Annotated in this window: 24 protein-coding genes and 1 other annotated feature; all 24 genes read left to right on the forward strand. The window is 48.4% G+C overall.

Features of this window, described 5'->3' with window-relative positions; genetic code table 11:
* The first annotated feature begins 93 nt into the window (after positions 1 to 93).
* The 24 genes from secD to ACLGL1_RS08530 all read left to right on the forward strand — a co-directional run bounded on the left by secD (position 94) and on the right by ACLGL1_RS08530 (position 19,527).
* Entirely contained in the window at positions 94 to 1,362 is a 1,269-nt protein-coding gene (gene secD / locus ACLGL1_RS08415; protein ID WP_411008235.1) for a protein translocase subunit SecD, read from the forward strand.
* Positions 1,362 to 2,234 carry a protein translocase subunit SecF gene (gene secF / locus ACLGL1_RS08420; protein WP_411008236.1) on the forward strand — a complete coding sequence of 291 codons (873 nt, stop codon included), beginning with the start codon at positions 1,362 to 1,364 and terminating at the stop codon, positions 2,232 to 2,234. The genes secD and secF overlap by 1 nt, the downstream gene beginning before the upstream one ends.
* Positions 2,235 to 2,254: 20 nt before the next feature.
* On the forward strand, positions 2,255 to 2,860 hold the full coding sequence (locus tag ACLGL1_RS08425; protein ID WP_411008237.1) for an ECF transporter S component: 606 nt from the start codon (positions 2,255 to 2,257) through the stop codon (positions 2,858 to 2,860).
* A 38-nt stretch (positions 2,861 to 2,898) separates the two neighbouring features.
* Positions 2,899 to 3,096 (forward strand) — a binding site (T-box leader).
* A 36-nt stretch (positions 3,097 to 3,132) separates the two neighbouring features.
* Positions 3,133 to 5,778, forward strand: a complete 2,646-nt coding sequence (locus ACLGL1_RS08430; protein ID WP_411008238.1) for a valine--tRNA ligase — start codon at positions 3,133 to 3,135, stop codon at positions 5,776 to 5,778.
* Positions 5,779 to 5,877: 99 nt separating this feature from the next.
* Positions 5,878 to 6,081 (forward strand): twin-arginine translocase TatA/TatE family subunit, encoded by a 204-nt coding sequence (locus ACLGL1_RS08435; RefSeq protein ID WP_411008239.1) that lies wholly within the window; start codon positions 5,878 to 5,880, stop codon positions 6,079 to 6,081.
* Complete coding sequence (locus ACLGL1_RS08440) at positions 6,078 to 6,377, forward strand: twin-arginine translocase TatA/TatE family subunit (protein ID WP_411008240.1); 300 nt, start codon at positions 6,078 to 6,080, stop codon at positions 6,375 to 6,377. Before ACLGL1_RS08435 ends, ACLGL1_RS08440 begins: the two co-directional genes overlap by 4 nt.
* Positions 6,378 to 6,394: 17 nt before the next feature.
* Positions 6,395 to 7,126, forward strand: coding sequence for a twin-arginine translocase subunit TatC (gene tatC, locus ACLGL1_RS08445; protein WP_411008241.1), 732 nt, complete (start codon positions 6,395 to 6,397; stop codon positions 7,124 to 7,126).
* 12 nt (positions 7,127 to 7,138) lie between these two features.
* Positions 7,139 to 8,074 carry a PRC-barrel domain-containing protein gene (locus ACLGL1_RS08450; protein WP_411008242.1) on the forward strand — a complete coding sequence of 312 codons (936 nt, stop codon included), beginning with the start codon at positions 7,139 to 7,141 and terminating at the stop codon, positions 8,072 to 8,074.
* Complete coding sequence (locus tag ACLGL1_RS08455; RefSeq protein WP_411008243.1) at positions 8,055 to 8,297, forward strand: FeoA family protein; 243 nt, start codon at positions 8,055 to 8,057, stop codon at positions 8,295 to 8,297. Before ACLGL1_RS08450 ends, ACLGL1_RS08455 begins: the two co-directional genes overlap by 20 nt.
* A gap of 140 nt (positions 8,298 to 8,437) precedes the next feature.
* Positions 8,438 to 9,670 (forward strand): thioredoxin-disulfide reductase, encoded by a 1,233-nt coding sequence (trxB, locus tag ACLGL1_RS08460; protein ID WP_411008244.1) that lies wholly within the window; start codon positions 8,438 to 8,440, stop codon positions 9,668 to 9,670.
* Between the two features lie 150 nt (positions 9,671 to 9,820).
* Positions 9,821 to 10,282 carry a CBS domain-containing protein gene (locus tag ACLGL1_RS08465; RefSeq protein ID WP_408976724.1) on the forward strand — a complete coding sequence of 154 codons (462 nt, stop codon included), beginning with the start codon at positions 9,821 to 9,823 and terminating at the stop codon, positions 10,280 to 10,282.
* A gap of 29 nt (positions 10,283 to 10,311) precedes the next feature.
* Positions 10,312 to 10,581 carry an ACT domain-containing protein gene (locus tag ACLGL1_RS08470; RefSeq protein ID WP_411008257.1) on the forward strand — a complete coding sequence of 90 codons (270 nt, stop codon included), beginning with the start codon at positions 10,312 to 10,314 and terminating at the stop codon, positions 10,579 to 10,581.
* A gap of 13 nt (positions 10,582 to 10,594) precedes the next feature.
* Entirely contained in the window at positions 10,595 to 11,962 is a 1,368-nt protein-coding gene (locus tag ACLGL1_RS08475; RefSeq protein ID WP_411008245.1) for a PFL family protein, read from the forward strand.
* A 14-nt stretch (positions 11,963 to 11,976) separates the two neighbouring features.
* Positions 11,977 to 12,336, forward strand: coding sequence for a DUF5665 domain-containing protein (locus ACLGL1_RS08480; protein WP_411008246.1), 360 nt, complete (start codon positions 11,977 to 11,979; stop codon positions 12,334 to 12,336).
* Between the two features lie 10 nt (positions 12,337 to 12,346).
* Positions 12,347 to 12,796 carry a signal peptidase II gene (gene lspA / locus ACLGL1_RS08485; RefSeq protein ID WP_411008247.1) on the forward strand — a complete coding sequence of 150 codons (450 nt, stop codon included), beginning with the start codon at positions 12,347 to 12,349 and terminating at the stop codon, positions 12,794 to 12,796.
* A complete protein-coding gene (locus tag ACLGL1_RS08490; RefSeq protein ID WP_411008248.1) occupies positions 12,771 to 13,691 on the forward strand; it encodes an RluA family pseudouridine synthase in 921 nt (306 codons plus the stop codon). Before lspA ends, ACLGL1_RS08490 begins: the two co-directional genes overlap by 26 nt.
* 14 nt (positions 13,692 to 13,705) lie before the next feature.
* Positions 13,706 to 14,641: a selenium metabolism-associated LysR family transcriptional regulator gene (locus tag ACLGL1_RS08495; protein ID WP_411008249.1), complete on the forward strand. Its 936-nt coding sequence runs from the start codon at positions 13,706 to 13,708 to the stop codon at positions 14,639 to 14,641.
* Positions 14,631 to 15,527, forward strand: a complete 897-nt coding sequence (locus tag ACLGL1_RS08500) for a selenium metabolism-associated LysR family transcriptional regulator (protein ID WP_411008250.1) — start codon at positions 14,631 to 14,633, stop codon at positions 15,525 to 15,527. The genes ACLGL1_RS08495 and ACLGL1_RS08500 overlap by 11 nt, the downstream gene beginning before the upstream one ends.
* Before the next feature lie 47 nt (positions 15,528 to 15,574).
* Complete coding sequence (locus ACLGL1_RS08505; protein WP_411008251.1) at positions 15,575 to 16,036, forward strand: CBS domain-containing protein; 462 nt, start codon at positions 15,575 to 15,577, stop codon at positions 16,034 to 16,036.
* Positions 16,029 to 16,847, forward strand: coding sequence for a threonine/serine exporter family protein (locus tag ACLGL1_RS08510; RefSeq protein ID WP_411008252.1), 819 nt, complete (start codon positions 16,029 to 16,031; stop codon positions 16,845 to 16,847). The genes ACLGL1_RS08505 and ACLGL1_RS08510 overlap by 8 nt, the downstream gene beginning before the upstream one ends.
* Positions 16,844 to 17,305 carry a threonine/serine exporter family protein gene (locus ACLGL1_RS08515; protein ID WP_411008258.1) on the forward strand — a complete coding sequence of 154 codons (462 nt, stop codon included), beginning with the start codon at positions 16,844 to 16,846 and terminating at the stop codon, positions 17,303 to 17,305. Before ACLGL1_RS08510 ends, ACLGL1_RS08515 begins: the two co-directional genes overlap by 4 nt.
* 20 nt (positions 17,306 to 17,325) lie before the next feature.
* Positions 17,326 to 17,760, forward strand: a complete 435-nt coding sequence (locus tag ACLGL1_RS08520; protein ID WP_411008253.1) for a ferritin family protein — start codon at positions 17,326 to 17,328, stop codon at positions 17,758 to 17,760.
* Positions 17,753 to 18,463 (forward strand): sensor histidine kinase, encoded by a 711-nt coding sequence (locus ACLGL1_RS08525; protein WP_411008254.1) that lies wholly within the window; start codon positions 17,753 to 17,755, stop codon positions 18,461 to 18,463. Before ACLGL1_RS08520 ends, ACLGL1_RS08525 begins: the two co-directional genes overlap by 8 nt.
* Entirely contained in the window at positions 18,460 to 19,527 is a 1,068-nt protein-coding gene (locus tag ACLGL1_RS08530) for a 4Fe-4S dicluster domain-containing protein (protein ID WP_411008255.1), read from the forward strand. Before ACLGL1_RS08525 ends, ACLGL1_RS08530 begins: the two co-directional genes overlap by 4 nt.
* The last annotated feature ends 89 nt before the right edge of the window (positions 19,528 to 19,616 follow it).

Here is a 19,616-nt window from a genome sequence, read left to right on the forward strand (position 1 = left end):
ATTTCAATAAAAGCTGATGGGCAAAGGCTTGCCAACTCAAGCTTTCAGGTCTATAATGACCTTTGTCTATAATATAATTTGGGAGGGATTTTTTTGAAACGGCGAGGTTTAGCCATCGTCGCTGCTGTTGTAGTCCTTTTGGCAGTAGCGATTGTGGTTCTGTTACCGGTGTACAAGAGTCATGCCAACTTAGGGCTTGACTTGCAAGGGGGCGTCCAGATACGGTTGGAGGCACCTAAAGGCACCACAGATGAAGAAATGCAGGATGCAATGGGGGTTATTTCCAACCGGGTTAACGGTCTGGGGGTTACTGAACCGGAAATTAGACGAGAAGGAACCAACCGGATCGCCGTTGAACTACCTGGGATTGCAGATACAGAAAAAGCCATCGAACTCATTGGGACCACTGCTAAGTTGGAATTTGTTCGGGCAGATACCGGTGAAGTGGTTTTAAACGGGTCCCAGCTAAAGAATGCGTCGGCTATTACCAATGACAAGGCCATCCAGGCCGGTGACCAATTTGGCGTCAGCCTGAAATTCAAAAAAGATGGGGCAGATGCCTTTGCTAAGGCCACCTCTGACCTGGTAGCTAAGTTCCCAACCGGGAGAGATCCCCAACGGGTCATCCGGATTGAACTCGATGGTCAGCCAATCTCATCACCTTTTATTCAAGAACCGATTACCAATGGTGAAGCCAGTATTAGTGGTGGCTTCGAAAGTTTAAATGATGCTTCTAACTTAGCCATGCTTTTAAATGCAGGGGCCCTGCCGGTTAAACTGGAAGTCGTTGAACAAAATACAGTTGGGGCTCAACTGGGGCCTGACGCCATTCAAAAGAGTATTAAGGCGGCAATTATTGGGAGTATTTTATTAGCCCTACTTATCCTGGTCCTCTATGTCCGGCCGGGGGTTATCGCTTGTTTATCCCTAGTGCTTTATGCCCTCCTACTTGCCGGTACCCTGATCCTGATTCGGTCTACGATTACCTTACAGGTCATCGCTGCTTTCCTCTTATCTGTGGGGATGGCAGTCGATGCAAACGTGCTTATCTATGAGCGGATCAAGGAAGAGTTGCGACAAGGGAAAACGGTCCGGGTGGCAACGAAGGCTGGCTTTGAAAAAGCCTTTAGGACCGTTATTGACTCAAACGTAACAACGTTAATTGCCGGTGTGGTCTTGATTGTTCTAGGCACTGGCGAAATTCGTGGCTTTGCTATTACGCTCTGCATCGGGATTGTCATCAGCTTGTTTACAGCGATTACTTTCACGCGTTTTATTTTAAACCACCTCATCTCCAGTGGCGTAGTTAAGGGGCCTGAATTTTATGGCATTAAACGCATCGCTAAGGAGGAGGGGAGATAATGAAAACATTTTATTTCACATTCGTTGAAAAACGTAAAATATTTTATGCCCTCTCCATTATTTTAATGATTGCGAGCCTGGCATCGGTCCTGATTCAAGGGATGAACTTTGGGATTGACTTCACCGGTGGGACCAACCTGCACATCAGTGTCGATAAGCAGGTTAAGATTGCCGATGTCCGCCAAGCCTTAGAAAAGACCGGCCATGGCGGCGATCAGATTCAAGAATTGGCAGACGGGACTTTCCAAATCAAGACCCAGTTCATGCAGCAAGACGATCAAAATAAGTACGTGAAAACCATTAGTGACCAACTCGGCAAAACAGAAGTCTTGCAGGCGACAGCTGTAGGGCCGACCATTGGCCAGGAAATCCTGCAAAAGGGGCTCATTGCCCTCTTTATAGCCATGGTGCTCATGATTGCCTATATCACGGTCCGCTTCGAATGGCGGTTTGCCATTACCGGGATTATTTCCCTCTTCCACGACGTGTTTATTACCATCGGGCTCTTTTCCCTTTTCCAATGGGAAGTGAACATTACCTTTGTGGCGGCCATTTTGACCATTTTCGGTTATTCCATTAACGATACCATCGTTATCTTTGACCGGATCCGGGAAAATCTTGGTCGGGTTAAAAGACAAGACCTGGCCCATGTGGTCAATGACAGCATCAGCGCCACCTTGCGCCGGTCACTGGTCACCTCTATCAGTACCCTCTTGCCCTTAATTGCGGTCTTCTTATTTGGTGGGGATACCACCCGCTACTTTGTTTTGGCTATGATTATCGGTATTGCTTCCGGGGCCTATTCATCCATCGGTGTTGCAGCCCCCTTGTGGTATGACTTTTCCATGGCCAGCAAGCGCAAACGGTTCTAAAAAAACTTGAGAGCATAAATATGAAAAAAACACGGCTTTTCACAACGAAAAACTTGGTGCGGATGGCCCTTATGGCCTCTATCGCAAGTGTGCTCATGTATTTTGAATTTCCCTTGCCCTTTTTGGCACCTGATTTTTACCGGATGGACTTTAGCGAAGTGCCGGTCCTGGTTGCCGGCTTTATGATGGGACCGCTGGCAGCTGTTTGTGTTGAGCTTTTAAAAATCCTCATCATCTTTTTCATTAAAGGCAGTTATACCGCAGGCGTTGGTGAGTTGGCCAACTTCTTGACAGGTTGCGTTTTGGTCCTGCCGCCGGTCTTGCTGATGCAGCGCCAGCCCTCGAAAAAACGCTTGGTCGTTGGGTCGGTGGTTGGGGTCCTGCTCCTCATGCTGGCGGCAGGCTTGTTGAACTACTTCCTGCTTCTGCCCCTGTACGCCAAGTTACTCCAAGTTCCTTTGGAGGTCTATATCCAGGCCGGTGCAGCCCTCAATGGGCATATCGTGGACCTGAAGGGCCTCATTGTCCTTTGCGTTTTGCCCTTTAACCTGGTTAAGGGGGCCCTGGTGACGACCGTTGCAGGTATCCTATATGCTCGGATTGGGAACCAGTTAAAGCGCTATTGACCAATGACCGGGAATCGGTTAAACTTTATAAAATAAAATCAATGCCGATGAAAAAGAGGAGTAGGGCAGGACTGACTTACCAGAGACCGGTACAAATGCTGGAAGTACCGGAAGAAAAGCTGCTCGAAGGTCGCTTTTGAGGTGGACTGTGGGAACAGTTCCGGCTTGTCTCGTTATCGACATAGAGGATCTTCGGATCGAAAAAAGGTGGTACCACGCAGACAGTCGTCCTTTTAGGATGGCTGTCTTTTTTTACATGAAAGGGGATATTTATGGCAAAAGAACTCGCTAAAGCGTATGATCCGTCAGCTATTGAAGAAAAATGGTATGATATTTGGGAAAAAGCCGGTTATTTTAAACCAAGCCGCGATGAAGAAAGGACCCCCTTTACCATCGTCATGCCGCCGCCGAATGTTACCGGCCGCCTGCACATGGGCCATGCCATGGATAATACCATGCAGGATATTTTAATCCGCTACCACCGGCTCAAGGGGGATAATACCCTCTGGGTGCCGGGTACAGACCATGCCGGCATTGCGACCCAGGCCAAGGTAGAGAGCCTACTCCGGGAAGAGGGGTCGAGTAAGGATGAAATCGGCCGGGAGGCCTTCATTGACCGCTGCTGGCAGTGGAAAAATGAATATGGTGAGGCCATCACCCAGCAAATCCGGAAGCTCGGTTCCTCCTGCGACTGGAGCATGGAACGATTCACCATGGATGATGTCTGCACCCATGCGGTCCGCAAGTCTTTTGCAGACCTCTACCATAAGGGACTCATCTACCAGGGGGACTATATTGTCAACTGGTGCCCCCACTGTGAAACGACGATTTCCGATATTGAAGTGGAGCACGAAGACCACCATGGCCAGCTCTACTATTTGAATTATTACACAGCCGACGGCAGCCAGCATGTGACCATTGCGACGACCCGGCCGGAGACTATCTTTGGGGACGTAGCCATTGCCGTTCACCCCGAAGATGACCGCTTTAGCCAGCTCATCGGTCAGGAAGTCCTGATCCCCCTGGCTGACCGGGCCATTCCTATTATTGCCGATGACTATGTGGATAAAGAATTTGGGACCGGGGCCCTAAAGATTACCCCTTCCCATGACGTCAACGACTTTGCTGTTGGCCAACGGCATAACCTGCCCTTCTGCGAAGTCATCGACGCAAAAGGCTATATGACTGACAAGGCCGGGGCCTATGCAGGGCTGGACCGGTTTGACTGCCGGAAAAAAATCATCCAGGACCTGGAAGGGACCAAGTACCTGCATAAGGTGGAAGACTACGATAACGCTGTCGGCCACTGCTATCGCTGCCATACAGCCATTGAACCCCGGGTCAGTAAGCAGTGGTTCGTAGCCATGGAAAAACTGGTGAAGCCGGCCCTGGAAGCGGCTTATAGTGGTGACATTAAATTTGTGCCGGAGCGGTTCACTAAGATTTATACCAGCTGGCTGGAAAATATTCGGGACTGGTGTATCTCCCGTCAATTGTGGTGGGGCCACCGGATTCCGGTATGGACCTGCCAGGAATGTGGACACATTATTTGTGAAGCCCATGATCCTGACGCCTGCCCCATCTGCGGGTCTAAAAGGCTCCAGCAAGATGAAGACGTCCTGGATACCTGGTTTAGTTCCGGTTTATGGCCCTTCGAAGTCTTAGGCTGGCCTGAGAAGACTGCAGACTTGGACATGTTTTATCCGACCAGCGTTCTCGTAACCGGTCGGGACATCATCTTCTTCTGGGTGGCCCGGATGATTTTCGATGCCTATGAACTGACTGGCCAGAAACCCTTTGATGATGTCCTCATTCATGGTCTGGTCTTAGATGACCAGGGGCGGAAAATGAGTAAGTCCCTGGGCAATGGCATTGACCCCCTGGAAGAAATTGACCGCTATGGAGCGGATGCCTTGCGGATGACCCTGGTTACCGGGACGACCCCAGGTAACGACACCCGTTACCGCCAGGAAAAAATCGAAGCCTCCCGGAATTTTACCAATAAACTTTGGAATGCGGCCCGCTTTGTTCTGATGAACCAGCCTGAAGACCAGTCGGTCCTCAAGGGCGATTTCCAGCCCCGTCACCTGTATGACCGTTGGATTGGCGCCCGCCTGGCCAAGGTAGCCGCCCATGTGTCCGAATCCCTGGACCATTATGAACTGGGCGAAGCCACCCGGGCGATTACAGACTTCATTTGGGATGAATACTGTGACTGGTACATTGAACTGGCCAAACCCCGCCTCTATGGGAAACACGGCCCTGAAGCCCAAGTGGAGGCCCAGCAGGCATCGGCAATTGTCTTAAGAGACGCCCTCCTGCTCCTGCACCCGATTATGCCCTTTATTACAGAAGAAATCTGGCAGCAGCTGCCCCATGAGGGGGAAAGCATCATGATTGCCGACTGGCCTCAAATCGAGACCTGGCTTGATGACCAGGCAGAAGCTGACATGACCCTGGTGATGGATGCCGTTAAGGCCGTTCGTGGCCTCCGCCATGATATGAATGTACCGACCGGTAAACGGGCCCCCATCCACCTGGTTATTGCCAACCCAGACCTCCGGCACTTATTCGAAGACCAGCAGGAAGCCTTCCAGCTTTTAGCCTTTGCGTCCGAGGTCAAGGTTGGTGCAGATAATGACTTGACTGAGCAGGCTGTCAGTGCTGTGACCGGCTCTGTCCAGATTTTACTGCCCATCAAAGAACTGCTGAACCTGGAAACAGAAATTGCCCGGATGGAAAAAGAAGAAAAACGCCTCCAGGGTGAAATAAAGCGCCTGGAAGGAAAATTGAACAACCAGGGCTTTGTGACCAAGGCCCCGGCTGAAGTGGTCAACCAGGAAAGGGAAAAGCTAACCAGCTACAAGGGTGAATTGACAACTGTTGAAGACCGGCTGGATATACTGAGAAATTTATAATCTTGTTGCAGAAGCGGTCTCGTGATATGATAAAATAACTTGGCAGCGGCACACCTCGATTGGTGTGCCAGGCTGCTACTTTTAGGTGAGGTGAAAAAAATGATAACCGGTATGATTAGTAGTATGGAACTGCTTCTGGTCATTGTTGTCGCCTTAGTGGTCTTTGGCGGGTCCCGCCTAGCGGGTGTCGGTAAGTCCTTAGGGCAATCGGTCCGGGAGTTTAAGGAAGAAGTCTCCCAAGATGGCAAGGATGAAGGAACAGAAGAAAGCAAGGGCCCAGACCATAAGGACGAAAGCAAATGATCTCTGGGGCAATCGGTTTTGGCGAGTTAATCCTTATTTTGCTGGCAGCTGTCCTGGTTCTAGGGCCGGATAAGGCGCCACAAACGGCCCGTCAATTTGGCCGGGTGGTCAGAGAGTTCCGCCAAACCATCAATGGCGTTACCGATGACTTAAAAAATAACCTCACGGATGGCCTGGATGCCGATGAGATGAAGGGCGATATGGATGCTATCCGTCGGGGCCAGGAGGCCAGCCATGACTTTATCCGCGACCTCATCAAGGAGCCGGAGGATAAGCAAAAAGATAAGGACGAATAAAGGAAGGGAGAGCGCCAATGGCAGATAAGGAGTTGCCACTATCCGCGCATTTTAAAGCCTTGCGCCGGGTGATTCTGGTGAGCGTCATAGCTGTTGGCTTAACCAGCTTACTCTGCTTTGGCTTGTGGCGGGAGCTCTTAATGGGTTGGTTGATAGCACCTATTCAGGCGGAAGGCCAGAAGCTGATTTTTATTGGCGTGTCTGAAGGCTTTGTCGCCTACTTTAAAGTGAGCCTCCTGGCAGGGTTTGTCTTGGCCAGTCCTATTGTTATTTGGCAGGTCTTTTCCTTTATCCTGCCGGCCCTCTATAAAAATGAGCGGGTTTTGGTTCTAACAGCCAGCCTGGTGGGCACCCTCTTGTTTTTAGCCGGCCTGGCTTTTGGGTATATATTGGTATTGAAGCCGGCGCTCGGTATTTTGCTCTACCAATTTGGGGGCAACTTTGAGCCACAAATCACAGCAAATTACTACTTAGATTTTGTCGGTCGCTTTTTATTACCCTTTGGCCTGATTTTTGAGATGCCCTTGCTGGCCTGGCTTTTAGCCAAAGCGGGTTTGGTTAAGGCCCAGTCTCTAAAAAAATGGCGGCGATATGTAGTGATTATCATCCTTTTTTTGGCTGCTATCCTCACACCACCGGATGTGGTCAGTCAACTGCTCTTGGCCCTGCCGATGCTGGTTCTCTATGAGCTATCCATTCGGATTTGCCAAGTGGTTGAAGCCAGGACGGCCCGGAAAAAAGAATCCTAGGAGGGGTCTAATATGCCTGCAGAAAAATATAGTATTTTATCCCTAATGGCTAAAGATATCATTGATATTCGGTCCGGTCGCCTCTTAGATGATCGGTCTCGCTGGCTATTCTATGAAGCAAAGCCTTTATTAGCGGGCCTGACCTTATCCAACCAGGGCTTTATTCCCCAGGCAGGGATAAAGGCCTATGCCGGTGATGTGATTGTTGTTGATGACATTGCAGAAGACGGGGCCTTGGCCGGCCATGACCTCATTGGCTTGCCGATCATTAATGAAGAAGGAATTTTACTGGCGAACATCATCGACGCCGCTATTGATGGAGAAGGCAAGTTGGTAGAACTCTTGGTCACCGGTGGCCGGCTGGGCCAAGCAGCCGGTCAACCGGTAGCCCTTGCCATACGGGATGACTGCCGGCTGGGTACGGATGCCTTAATCTTGACCGGCGATACCGACCAAGTGGACTTTTTTCCTGTAGATCCGGCCCTATACCAGGAAGCTCTCAAGTTGGGCCAAGGCAGCAAGGAAGGGGCTAGCGGGCAAAGGTCTGAAGAAATTCTTAACCGCCTGGGTGAGCAATTAAATGACCTTGGTGGGAAAATAAGTGACCGGGTTAAAAATGCCAATACCGATGACTTGCTCAACGACTTCAACCGGGTGACCAGTAAGATTAACGCTCAGTTGGGCGAGTTCTTTGACCGGATGATGGAAAAAACCTCCCGTGACCGTCATGAGCGGGACATTGAGGTGGTTATGCAGGAGCTGGGTGGTCAAACCGTTTCCCGACCGATTACCAATCGGGAAGGCCGGCCTATTATATCTCCTGGTGAGCCCATTACCGTCCAGGTTATACAGGAAATCATCCAAGCGGACAAGATAACAGAGCTCTACCGGCTAGCTACATCAGTATATGAGGAGGAGCGTGACCGAGATGACCTTAAAAACCAATAAGACCTGTACCTTATCCGAATTACAGGAAGGAACCCTAGGGGAAATTGTTGCCATTGATAATGAGGGGATTTTCGAGCAAATAGGCGCTCATGTTGGAATGACCGTAGTGGTCTTAAAGCGGGCAGTGGCCTCTCTCATCCAAATCGGCACCGGTCAGCTGGAAGTGCCCCAGGAAATTTGTGACCATATCCGGGTGGTGCCCCTGGCCAGTGCCGGTCAATAAAAAAAACAAATCTATCCAATAAGCAAACAGACTATCAAGGCTTGCTTATTGCTAGCATTCAGAAAATTATCTGCTATAATAGTAGTGTTAATATAATCCATATATTTTTTATATCTTTTTGAATTTGGAGGAAGGCTTAAATGGCAAGAAAACCCTTAGAAGAAAAGAATTATGATTTAATCATTTTAGGTGCTGGCCCCGCTGGTTTAGCAGCCGGTATTTATGGTGGCCGGGCAAAAATGAACACCTTGATTGTTGAAAAAGGTAGCGTTGGCGGTCGGGCCTTTACCACCCGTGAAATCGTTAACTATCCTGGTTTTCCAGATACCACCGGTCCTGAGCTAACCGGCATTATGCGTGACCACGCTGAAAAATTCGGCTGCACCATTACGAAAGAAGCCGTCAAAACCGTTGACTTTAGCGATGACTTGAAGGTTCTCACAACCCGTAAACACAAATATACGGCGCCGGCGGTTATTATTGCAACCGGGACCGAAGCCCGGGTCTTAGGGATTCCCGGGGAAAAAGAATTCACCGGTGATGGCGTTGCCTACTGTGCAACCTGTGACGCTGAATTTTTCCAAGACCAACACGTTGTTGTTGTCGGCAGTGGTGACCAGGCCATTGAAGAAGGGATGTTCATCGCTAAATTTGCTGAAAAGATCACCGTTATCGTTTTACACGAAGAAGGTATCTTAGACTGCAACAAGCAAGCTGCTGAACGGGCCTTTAAGCACCCCAAAATGAACTTCATATGGAACTCTGTTTTAGATGCCATTTATGGTGAAGACAGTGTTGAAGGCGTTAAGGTGAAAAATGTTAAAACCGGTGAAATCAGTGACCTGGCTTGCCAAGGGGTATTCTTCTTTGTCGGCTTGGTGCCGCAAACGGCCTTCCTGGAAGGGACTGGTCTTGAAACCAGCTCCCGGGGCTACATCCCAACCACCGACCTGATGGAAACCAACTTAGAAGGGATCTATGCCGTCGGTGACGTTCGCGACAAATATTTACGGCAAATTGCTACCGCTGTCGGCGATGGAGCCACTGCTGCTACCGCTGCGGAACGGTTCATTGAAGAGCAAAAAGATATTCAAGAAAACATCATGAATTCCGAAAAACCGCTCTTACTTTCCTTCTGGACCCCGGACTACGATGACAGCTTGGAAAAAGTGAATGCCGTAGACAAGGTTGTGGCTGAAGCGGGTTTAGACTATAAGACCATGGAAGCTGACTACACCCGGAAAAAAACCTTAGCTTCAAAATTCGATGTTGAGTTAAATGATGATAAACATGCTGCAGTGATCATCATCAAAGATGGTAAGAAGACTGGCGAATTAGACCTAGCAGGGAACATTGCGGACCAATTAAAATAATGCTTCAATACCAAAACAAACACTCGCTTTCGGGCGAGTGTTCCTTTTATTTTAAATTATATGTATAGAAGGCTAAGACTGGACAAATGAGGCGACATGCGGTATTATAAGTAAAAATTATGCTTTACTTGAATAAAGGGGAGAAAGCCAATGTCAGAACCGATTCGTAATATTATGGAAACGGATGTTTATACGGTTAACGAAAAAGATACTATTGCTGATGTTCTGCGGGTGCTTGTCGATAAGAAGACCAGCGGCCTACCTATTATTGATGACAACCAATCCATCGTAGGCTTTATCAGTGATGGTGATATTATGAAGTATATCGCTAAACAGGACCCTCGTATTATTGATATGACCAGCTTTATCACCGTTTGGTATGATATTGAAAGCTTCGATCAAAAGCTGGAGGACCTCCTTAAGATCAATGTCATGGAGCTGGCTACGACCAAGGCTATTACAGTGAATGAGGATGAGGCCATTGATGATGTGGCAAGAATCCTCGGCAAGAAGAAGATCAAAAAAGTGCCGGTTGAAGCTGATGGCAAACTGGTTGGGGTCATTAGCCGGTCTAACATCATCCGCTATATTGTGCAAAAACACTTGTCCTAACTTTAGGAGGATTCATGGAGACGCAAACCATAAAAGCGGTTATTACCGTTGTAGGTAAAGACCACCAGGGAATTATCAGCCGGGTATCGACCGAGTTAGCTAAAAACAGTGTCAATATCCTGGATATCAGTCAAACCATCATTGACGGTTTTTTTTCTATGATTATGGTCGTCGATATCTCTTCAGCGACCATCCAATTAGCTGATTTAAACCAAGCCTTACAAGAAATTGCTGAGGAAACAAAAACACAAATTACCTGCCAGCACGAAGATATTTTTAACTTTATGCACCGGGTATAGATGGGAGCTACCAATGAAACTGAGCCTAACCCCAACAGAAATTTTTGAAACCATCCATATGGTCTCTGAGGAGAACCTGGATATCCGTACCATTACCATGGGTATTTCCTTGCGGGACTGCATTTCAAGAAATGTGGACGATGTTTCCCGCCGGATTTATGACAAGATCACCCGGTATGCAGAACATTTAGTGGAAACAGGTGAAGCGATTTCTGCTGAGTATGGGATTCCAATTATTAATAAAAGGGTTGCGGTTACACCTATATCTATTATTGGCGAAGCCTGTGATAAACGGGATTATGTGGCCCTGGCCAAGGCCCTGGACCGGGCCGCCAAGACAGTAGGGGTGGATTTCTTAGGGGGCTTTTCCGCCCTAGTCCAGAAGGGGATGACGGATGCTGAACGGGAGCTCATTGCCAGTATTCCGGAAGCCCTGGCTGAGACAGACCTGGTTTGTTCTTCGGTCAATGTGGGCTCCAGCAAGGCCGGCATTAATATGGACGCCGTGGCCTTTTTGGGCGATATTATCAAGGAAACAGCTGAGCGGACCAAGGACAGGGATGCCCTGGGCTGCGCCAAGTTCGTTGCCTTTTGTAACGCTGTTGAAGATAACCCCTTTATGGCCGGGGCCTTTCACGGGATTGGTGAAGGGGCTGCGGTCTTGAGCGTCGGGGTCAGCGGGCCGGGCGTTGTCCTGGCAGCCCTTCAAGGCAGGGAAGAAGAAAGCTTTGATGCCATTGCTGAGCGTATCAAACGGATGGCCTATAAGATTACCCGTAGCGGCGAAATGGTCGGGCGGGTTGCTGCTGACCGCCTTGGGGTCCCTTTCGGGATAGTTGACCTGTCCCTGGCGCCGACGCCGGCAGTTGGTGATTCGGTGGCGGATATTTTAGAAGCCATTGGCCTGGAACGGGTAGGGGCCCATGGGACGACAGCCGCCCTGGCCATGCTCAATGATGCGGTTAAAAAGGGCGGTGCCATGGCCAGTTCTCACGTAGGGGGCCTGTCAGGTGCCTTTATTCCAGTCAGTGAAGATGCCGGGATGATCCGGGCAGCAGAAGAGGGGGCCTTATCTTTTGATAAGCTCGAGGCTATGACCTCGGTTTGCTCGGTTGGCATTGACATGGTTGCTATTCCTGGCGATACACCTGCTTCAACCATTGCTGCCATGATAGCTGATGAAGCAGCCATCGGGATGATTAACCGTAAAACGACAGCGGTCCGGGTGATACCCGTACCGGGTAAGACCGTTGGCGATCAGGTAGAGTTTGGTGGCCTTTTAGGCTATGCACCTATTATGGACGTGAGCAGCTATAGCTCGGATGTGTTTGTAGCACGCGGTGGCCGGATTCCGGCGCCCATTCATGCGCTGAATAATTAATCGGGAGGAATGTTGTGGTTTTTTTTGGCAAGAAAAAGGATGAAGAATCACCGGATATTCGGTATCAAGAGGCAAGGGATGAGCTTCAAAACATGGTCGATGACAGTGGCTCTAACCAGGAAAAGTTTGACAAGCTCATTGCTGCAATGGATAAGGCCCGGCTAGCCGAATATGCCAGTTACATCGCCCACCCCTTCCGCTTGTTATTTATGAATTTCTTAATAGGCCTAGCCAGAGGCCTTGGCGGTACTATCGGCTTAGCCTTAGTCCTAGCTATTGCAGGTATGATTTTAAAGAATATCATTACCATGAACCTGCCGGGCATCAGCGAATGGCTTGCCCAACTCCTGTCTATGGTCAACAGCTTTGAATAGGCCTATGAAGATGAAATTTTGGGCAGCAGTGCTGGCCCTGGTAGGACTAGATCAAGTGACCAAGTGGGTCATCCGTCAGAACTTGGCCCTGGGGGAATCCATTCCTGTTATTCCGTCCATTATGTCACTGACCTATATTGAAAATCCGGGGGCAGCCTTTGGTATCCTGGCAGGTAACCGGCTTCTCTTTATTGTACTTACTCTTGCCTTGTTGACCCTCCTGGTTTTGTACCAGTTTCATGCAGTCAAGTCCTCCCGGTTGCTGGACGGCGCGACAGCCTTAATCATAGCCGGTGCCTTTGGCAACTTAATTGACCGCCTGGTCAAGGGGCAGGTAACGGATTTCTTTGATTTCCATTTTTTCCCAATTTTTAATATAGCCGATATTGCCGTGACTTGTGGTGTTGGATTAATGGTGGTGTATATTCTAAAAGATGAATCAGATACAAGGCCCTCATGACCTAAAAGTAAGGGTCAGTAAGGAGGCCCGATTAGACCTTTGGCTAGCCGCTGAATTGGATACGAGTCGGTCATCTATCCGAAAGGCTGTCAAAGAAGGCCGGGTCCTGGTTAACGGTCAAGCTGTGACCAAGGCCGGCTACCTCTTACAAGATGGTGATCGGCTGCAAGTGGAGGCCCCAGCCCTCATCCAGCTGACACCGGTTGATATGCACTTAGATATATTATATGAAGATGACCTGCTTCTTGTTGTCAATAAGCCGGCGGGGCTCTTGGTCCACCCAAGGGGTAATAACGGCGAGCTGACGCTCGTTCATGGCTTGCTCGCCCATACCCGGCTATCGACAGGTAGCGATTATTACCGGCCCGGGATTGTCCATCGGTTAGACCGGGATACCTCCGGGGCCTTACTGGTTGCCAAGACTGACCAGGCCCATGTGACATTAGCCGAGGGCTTTCAGTCCCACCGGTTTTTACGGCGCTACTTAACCATCGTGCAGGGCTGCCTCCCCTTTGCTTTTCGCCGGGTGCAGGCACCGATTGGTCGGATTACAGGCCACCCCTTTAAACGTGAGATCAAGCCAGAGGGACGCTTAGCCATCAGTGATATCGATTGCCTAGCTTGTAGTGAGGGCTATTCTTTAGCCGCAGTTCGCCTGTGGACCGGTCGTACCCACCAGGTCCGCCTTCATATGGCTCACATTGGCCACCCCTGCCTGGGTGACTGGCTATATGGGGATGGGGGAGAGGCCTTAGGGTTCAAGGGGCAGGCTTTACATAGTTGGGAGTTGCAATTTAACCATCCGCTGACAGGTCAGCTCATGACAATCTTTGCACCGCCGGAAGGGCTCATGAAGGAAGCTCTTTCGGATTATTTTGCATATTATTATTTTTAAAAGGGGGAAAATTTTTGTTAAGTGATAGTTTGAAGGTATTTATTACAGTGGCTGAAAAGAAGAACTTTTCTAAAGCCGCTAAAGCCCTGAATCTTACTCAACCGGCCATTAGCTTTCAAATACAAACACTAGAGCAGTACTATCAAACCATGCTTTTTGACCGGGTCAACCGGCATGTTAAACTGACTGAAGCCGGCGAACTTCTATTAGAATATGCCCTTTCTATGAATGATCTGCAAAGTCAATTGGAACGGAAGATGCAGCAATTAACAGGTCACGTGAAAGGGACCCTGATGATTGGGGCCAGCCGGACCGTTGGCGAATACGTCATGCCGAATATTATATGTGCCTTTAAAAAAGAATATAACGATGTAGATATTACGCTGGAAATTCATAATACGCGAGAAGTTGAAGAACTCGTTTTATCTAAATACCTTGATGTCGGCTTAGTTGAAAGTCAGGTCAGACATGAGGAATTGATGTTCCAAAGTATTCTGGAAGATGAATTGGTGCTTGTTGTGCCTAGCAATCACCCTTGGGCTGAAAAAGAAGAGGTCCAGTTGGAAGAATTGACTGGAGAACCCTTTATCATCCGTGAACCGGGATCCGGCAGTCGGCTTATTTTTGAACAGGCCTTAATTGATGCAGAATTTGATATTGAATCCCTGAATATCATTATGGAAATCGGGAATATTACTGCCATTAAATCGGCTATTATCGGTGGTCTAGGCATTTCTGTCATGAGTAAATGGGCGGTTCAAGATTTGCTTCAAGAAGGATTAGCTGCTATTGTACGGATTAAAGAAGTGCCTATGCCAAGAAGGTTCAATATTTTGCTGAATGAGAGTCACTTTGAATCAGAAGCTTGTAGCCATCTAATCCAATATTTAGCACAAGCAAATGTTGAAAAAAATTTAGGGGATAAGGAGGTGGTGGACCATGTTAAATGATAGTATTCGGGTCTTTTTAATGGTTGTTGAAAAGAAAAGTTTTTCTAAGGCTGCAAAAGCCCTCTTTTTAACGCAACCAGCTGTAAGCTTTCAAATTCAAATGCTGGAGGAACATTACAGTACCCGGTTATTTGATCGGGTTAGCCGGAATATTATTCTCACTGAAAGTGGCGAATTACTTTATAAATTTGCTACAGAAATGAGTAATATGCAGCAAAATCTGGAAAGAGATATGCAGGAATTAAACAGCAGTATCATCGGTCGCTTGCGGATTGGAGCCAGCAATACCATTGGTGAGTACATTGCACCCTATATTCTCGGCAATTTTAAAAAAAGACATCCGAAAGTCACTCTTTCTTTAGATGTTTCCAATTCAGATGAAATAGAAATGGCTATTCACGGGACCACCCTCGATGTAGGCTTGGTTGAGGGACCACCGGTCGGGAAAGACTTAGAATCTATTCCCTTCCTGGACGATGAATTAGTCGTCATAACCAGTCCAGACCATCCTTGGGCAAAGCTGGATAGCATTTCAGTCTTTGAATTAGATAAATACCCCTTTATTTCTAGAGAGAAGGGGTCTGGCACCCGAGCAGAAATTGAGCATCATTTGAAATTAGCCGGTTTTTCCGCCAATAATTTAAATGTAATCATGCGCTTGGGCAGCACGACGGCCCTTAAGACAGCCGTCAAGATAGGCCATGGCTTTACCATTCTCTCTCACTGGGCAATTAAGAATGAGTTAAAGGCAGGGACCCTGTCCATGACGAAGTTAAAAGAAGACGAGTTTAAACGGCGGTTCCGGATTGTCTACCATAAAAAGAAATTTAAAACTCAGGCTAATGAAGAGTTTTTACGTTTTTTAAAAACTGAGCATTTCTTTTAAGCTTGTCTTGTCAGCTGACATACTTCACTTGTAAGGAGGTTGTCACCATGTTAGCAAAAGATATTATGACCAAAGAGGTCATTACAGTGTCGCCGGATATGGATTTGAAGGAAGTGGCAGAACTTTTTATCCGGCATAATATTAGCGGGGCACCGGTTGTTGATAGCCATCACCGCTTAGTTGGGGTCATCACAGAAGGGGATTTAGTGAAGCAGCAAAGGCCGCTGCAAAAACCCTTATATTTAATGTTTTTAGATAGCGCTTTCCCCATTAACCAGCGGGAAATAAAAGACGAACTCAAGGCGCTTACGGCCAGTAAGGTGGAAGAGCTGATGTCCTCCGAACCAATTACCCTGCCGGAGTATGCCGATGTCTCCGAGCTGGCCCAGTTGATGCTTAGCAAAAAAATCAACCGGCTACCGATTGTTAATGAAGAGGATGAGCTATTGGGCATTGTTACCCGCCAAGATATTATCCGGGCCAGCTACCTAGGGGAAGATAATGACTGAGTTGGTACAGCCGGAAGGGCAGCCTAAAGTTCACCCTGAAATCGCCTACCACCAGCTTTTAGGTCTTACTATTAAGCTGGGGGTCCTGCTCTTGACCAATGGGGCGGAAATATACCGGGTGGAAGAATCGATGCAGCGAATTTTAAATGCCTATGGCATTGAAACGACGGAGGTTTTTGCTATCCCGAACCTCATTATTATTTCTATGGAAACGCCTGAGCAGGCGACGGTCACAAAAAGCAAAAGGGTGTATGCACGGGCAACCAACTATGATATTGTCTGTGAGGTCAATGACTATGTCCGTCAGGTATGTGCAGAAAAACCGCCCCTGGCTGATATTGACAAGCAGATTAAGGAAATCCGGAACCGGCCCATCTATGGCTTTCCCATGCAGCTTTTTGCAGCAGCGATGGTAGGCTTTGCCTTTACCCTCTTCTTTGGGGGGACCTTACTGGATGCCCTGGTTGGTATGAGCGCCGTGCTTTTGGCCAAGGCCCTCTGTATCCAGATGGAGCGCTTCCATGCCAATAGCTTTTTTGTCACCGTTGTGGCCAGCTTTATTCACACAACGGTTGTTACCGGTTGTTCTTTATTTATGCCAGGGTTAGAGCTAGGTAAGGTTATCACAGGAACGCTGATGATTTTAGTGCCTGGGGTGGCTTTTACAACCGCTATCCGTGATGTCATTGCCCGAGACCTCCTCGCCGGCATGGTAGCAGGTATTGAATGCCTGTTGGTTGGATGTGCAATTGCTATTGGGAGTACGGTAGGCTATTGGGCTGTATCAGAAGGGTGGAATTGGTTATCGTGATATATTTATATTCTTTTCTCGCCAGTCTGGGGTTTGCTCTTTTATATAATTTGCGGGGGCGTTTGCTATTCTGGACAGCCTTAGGTGGGGCCCTTGGCAAGCTTGCCTTTGATTTAAATGTGATTGCCGGAGAAGCCTTTGACTTTTTTACAGCCTCTGTGGTTTTAGCTATTTATGCAGAAGTCATGGCCAGGTTGACCAAGGTGCCGGTCATGGTCTACCTCATTGTAGGGGTTTTGCCGATTGTACCGGGGGCTGGTGTTTACCGGGCAATCGAAAATTTTATAGCCGGGAATATTTCTGTATCTATGGGCTATGCAACCGATTCCTTGGTCGCTTGCGGCTGTATTGCCCTAGCCTTTATACTGGTATCTTCAACCGTGCGTATCTTTAAACTTCGGCGCCTACCTCTTTTAAAACAACATTTAAAATCAGATATACGTCCTAAAATGAGATAGAATGAGATAGTGGAGGATTTATGAGTAATGAGCTTATTCAAGTTCTGTGCCGTGGCCTGCTAGATGAATTAGAATCAGCAGATGCTTTTGTATGTATGGCCCAGGAAATCAGTCGGCTTGATTTAAAAGTACGGTTTATTCATTATGCCCAGGAAGAGTTGAATCATGCCAGCTATCTATCCGGCCTGCTGGGTCAATTGGCGCCTGACTTGGCCTGCGTATCTTCATATGAGCCGCCCGATTTTTCTGAAGGTCTTATGGCCTTTATGGTCACCTACCTGGCCAAAGAAGAAGCGGCGGTTTTTTATTATGAGACTTTATTAAACATGGTCGAAAAAACAGAAGAAAAAGCTATTTTACAACGCATTTACGAGGAAGAAAAAGGCCATTATGAAGATATTACAGAGATTATAAAAGCCCATGCGGCAGATATTATGGAGGCAGGACATGTATAAGTCCAAGGCCAATGAGTGGGTCTATTATGTGGCGGAAATCGGCCATGAGTTGCGGACACCCTTAAATATTATCAAAGGCTTTGCGGAATTATTGGACCGGGAAGTCGCCGGTGATCTGAACCCTAAGCAGCGTATCTATACGAAAAAAATTATGAGGGAATCGGATGCCCTATTAGAAACCATTAACCAGCTCTTGGACTGGGCCCGGATTTCCAGTGACCAACTGGACCTGGCTGTGGTTCCTACAGACCTTTACCTGATGGGGCTGGAAATTCAGGGGCAGTTTGAGCTGCGGATGCAGGATACTGGCGTTCAGCTGATTAACGATATCCCTCGAGGCACCCAGGTAGAGCTAGATCCGAATAAGTTTAGACAGGTCCTGGTCAATATTGTGGATAATGCCTTTAAGTTTACCCCGCCTGGCGGCCTGATCAAATTAGCGGTCCGGGACCTGGATGAGGCTATCTATTTGGATATTCAGGACACCGGGTCAGGGATGACGCCCGACCAGCTTGGCCATATTTTTAAGGCCTTTGATACAGCCAGTAAAAATGTTGAAAAAGAAGGCCATGGCGCCGGTTTGGGCCTTTGGATCGCCAAGTCTATTGTGGAAGCCCATGGCGGGCAGTTAACGGCTACCAGTGCCCTAGGCGACGGATCCACCTTTACGGTCTACTTGCCAAAGGAAGCGGAGATATTATGAAGCTCATTGATTGGGGCCTGAATAAACTCATCGGAGAAATCAAGGTCAGCCCCTCCCTTTGTGTCCATACCTGCTCGCCCCAGGCCAGCTGTTCCCTATGTGCTGATATTTGTCCGGAGCAAGGTATCCAGCTGACAGATAAGGGCCCGCTGGTACAGAGTTGCCGAGCCTGTGGCCGGTGTGTGCGGGATTGTCCTGAGCGGGTTTTTACCCTGGATGCCTTTCTTTTGGCTGATTATATCAGCAAAAAGGACCGGCTTGTCATCGGCTGCAGCCATGACCCAGGCGAAGCTCGGGTAGACGGGCGGATTTCTTGTTTTACTCAGCTGGAACCAGAGTGGCTAGCCCCTATTTTAGCCAAAACGGACCAGCTGGTCTTGTATGTTGATCAAAAGGCCTGTGACAGCTGCGTCAATGACTGGTCTTCGGAAAGCTTGACTGTCCGCCTAGATCGGTTGACTATTCCTCATAGGGATCGTCTGCTGATTATTCGAGATCCGGCAGCCTTGGAGCGGTTTTTTGATCGTAAAAGGAGCCGACGGGCCTTTATCGCAGATGGTTTCCAGTACCTTCAGGAGACAGGGAAGAAGGAATGGCAGCTCCAGCTGGCTTATTATGCTAGCCAGTCTGCTGAAAGGCGGTTGCCTAGACGGAGTCTGCTCATTAAGCCCTTTCAAGTGGCAGAAGACCTGGCCTTGGATCAAGAATTGCCTTATAGGTCTCTGGAGGCCGCGGCCTGTCAGTTTTGTGGCGCTTGTAGCAAGATTTGTCCTCATGGTGCCTTGCGGATGGACGAAATAGACGGCGGGGCTCTTTTAGCCTATGCCCCTGTTTTATGCAGCCAATGTGGCCTTTGTCGAGATATTTGCCCTGTTGATGGTTTGCATTGGCAAGCCCCCTTGAAGGTAGCCGATATTGTTTCCCCGGCCTGGCAACCCTTAGCTGAAGTGTCAGACCAGGTATGTAGCCTTTGTGGGGAGGCCTTTCATGAACTCCCGGTGCAGGAGCCGGCTATTTGTCGCTTCTGCCGGGTTCGCCAGAATTCATCTCAAATAAAGAAGTAAGCATAAAGGTGCAAAACAGCCCCTTAAAAAGTATAAGTCCCTTTAACAAGAAAGCTTAACGGACCCATCCGACTTCTATAATCACGTTT

Source organism: Peptococcus simiae, assembly GCF_046569735.1.
Classification (GTDB): domain Bacteria; phylum Bacillota; class Peptococcia; order Peptococcales; family Peptococcaceae; genus Peptococcus; species Peptococcus simiae_A.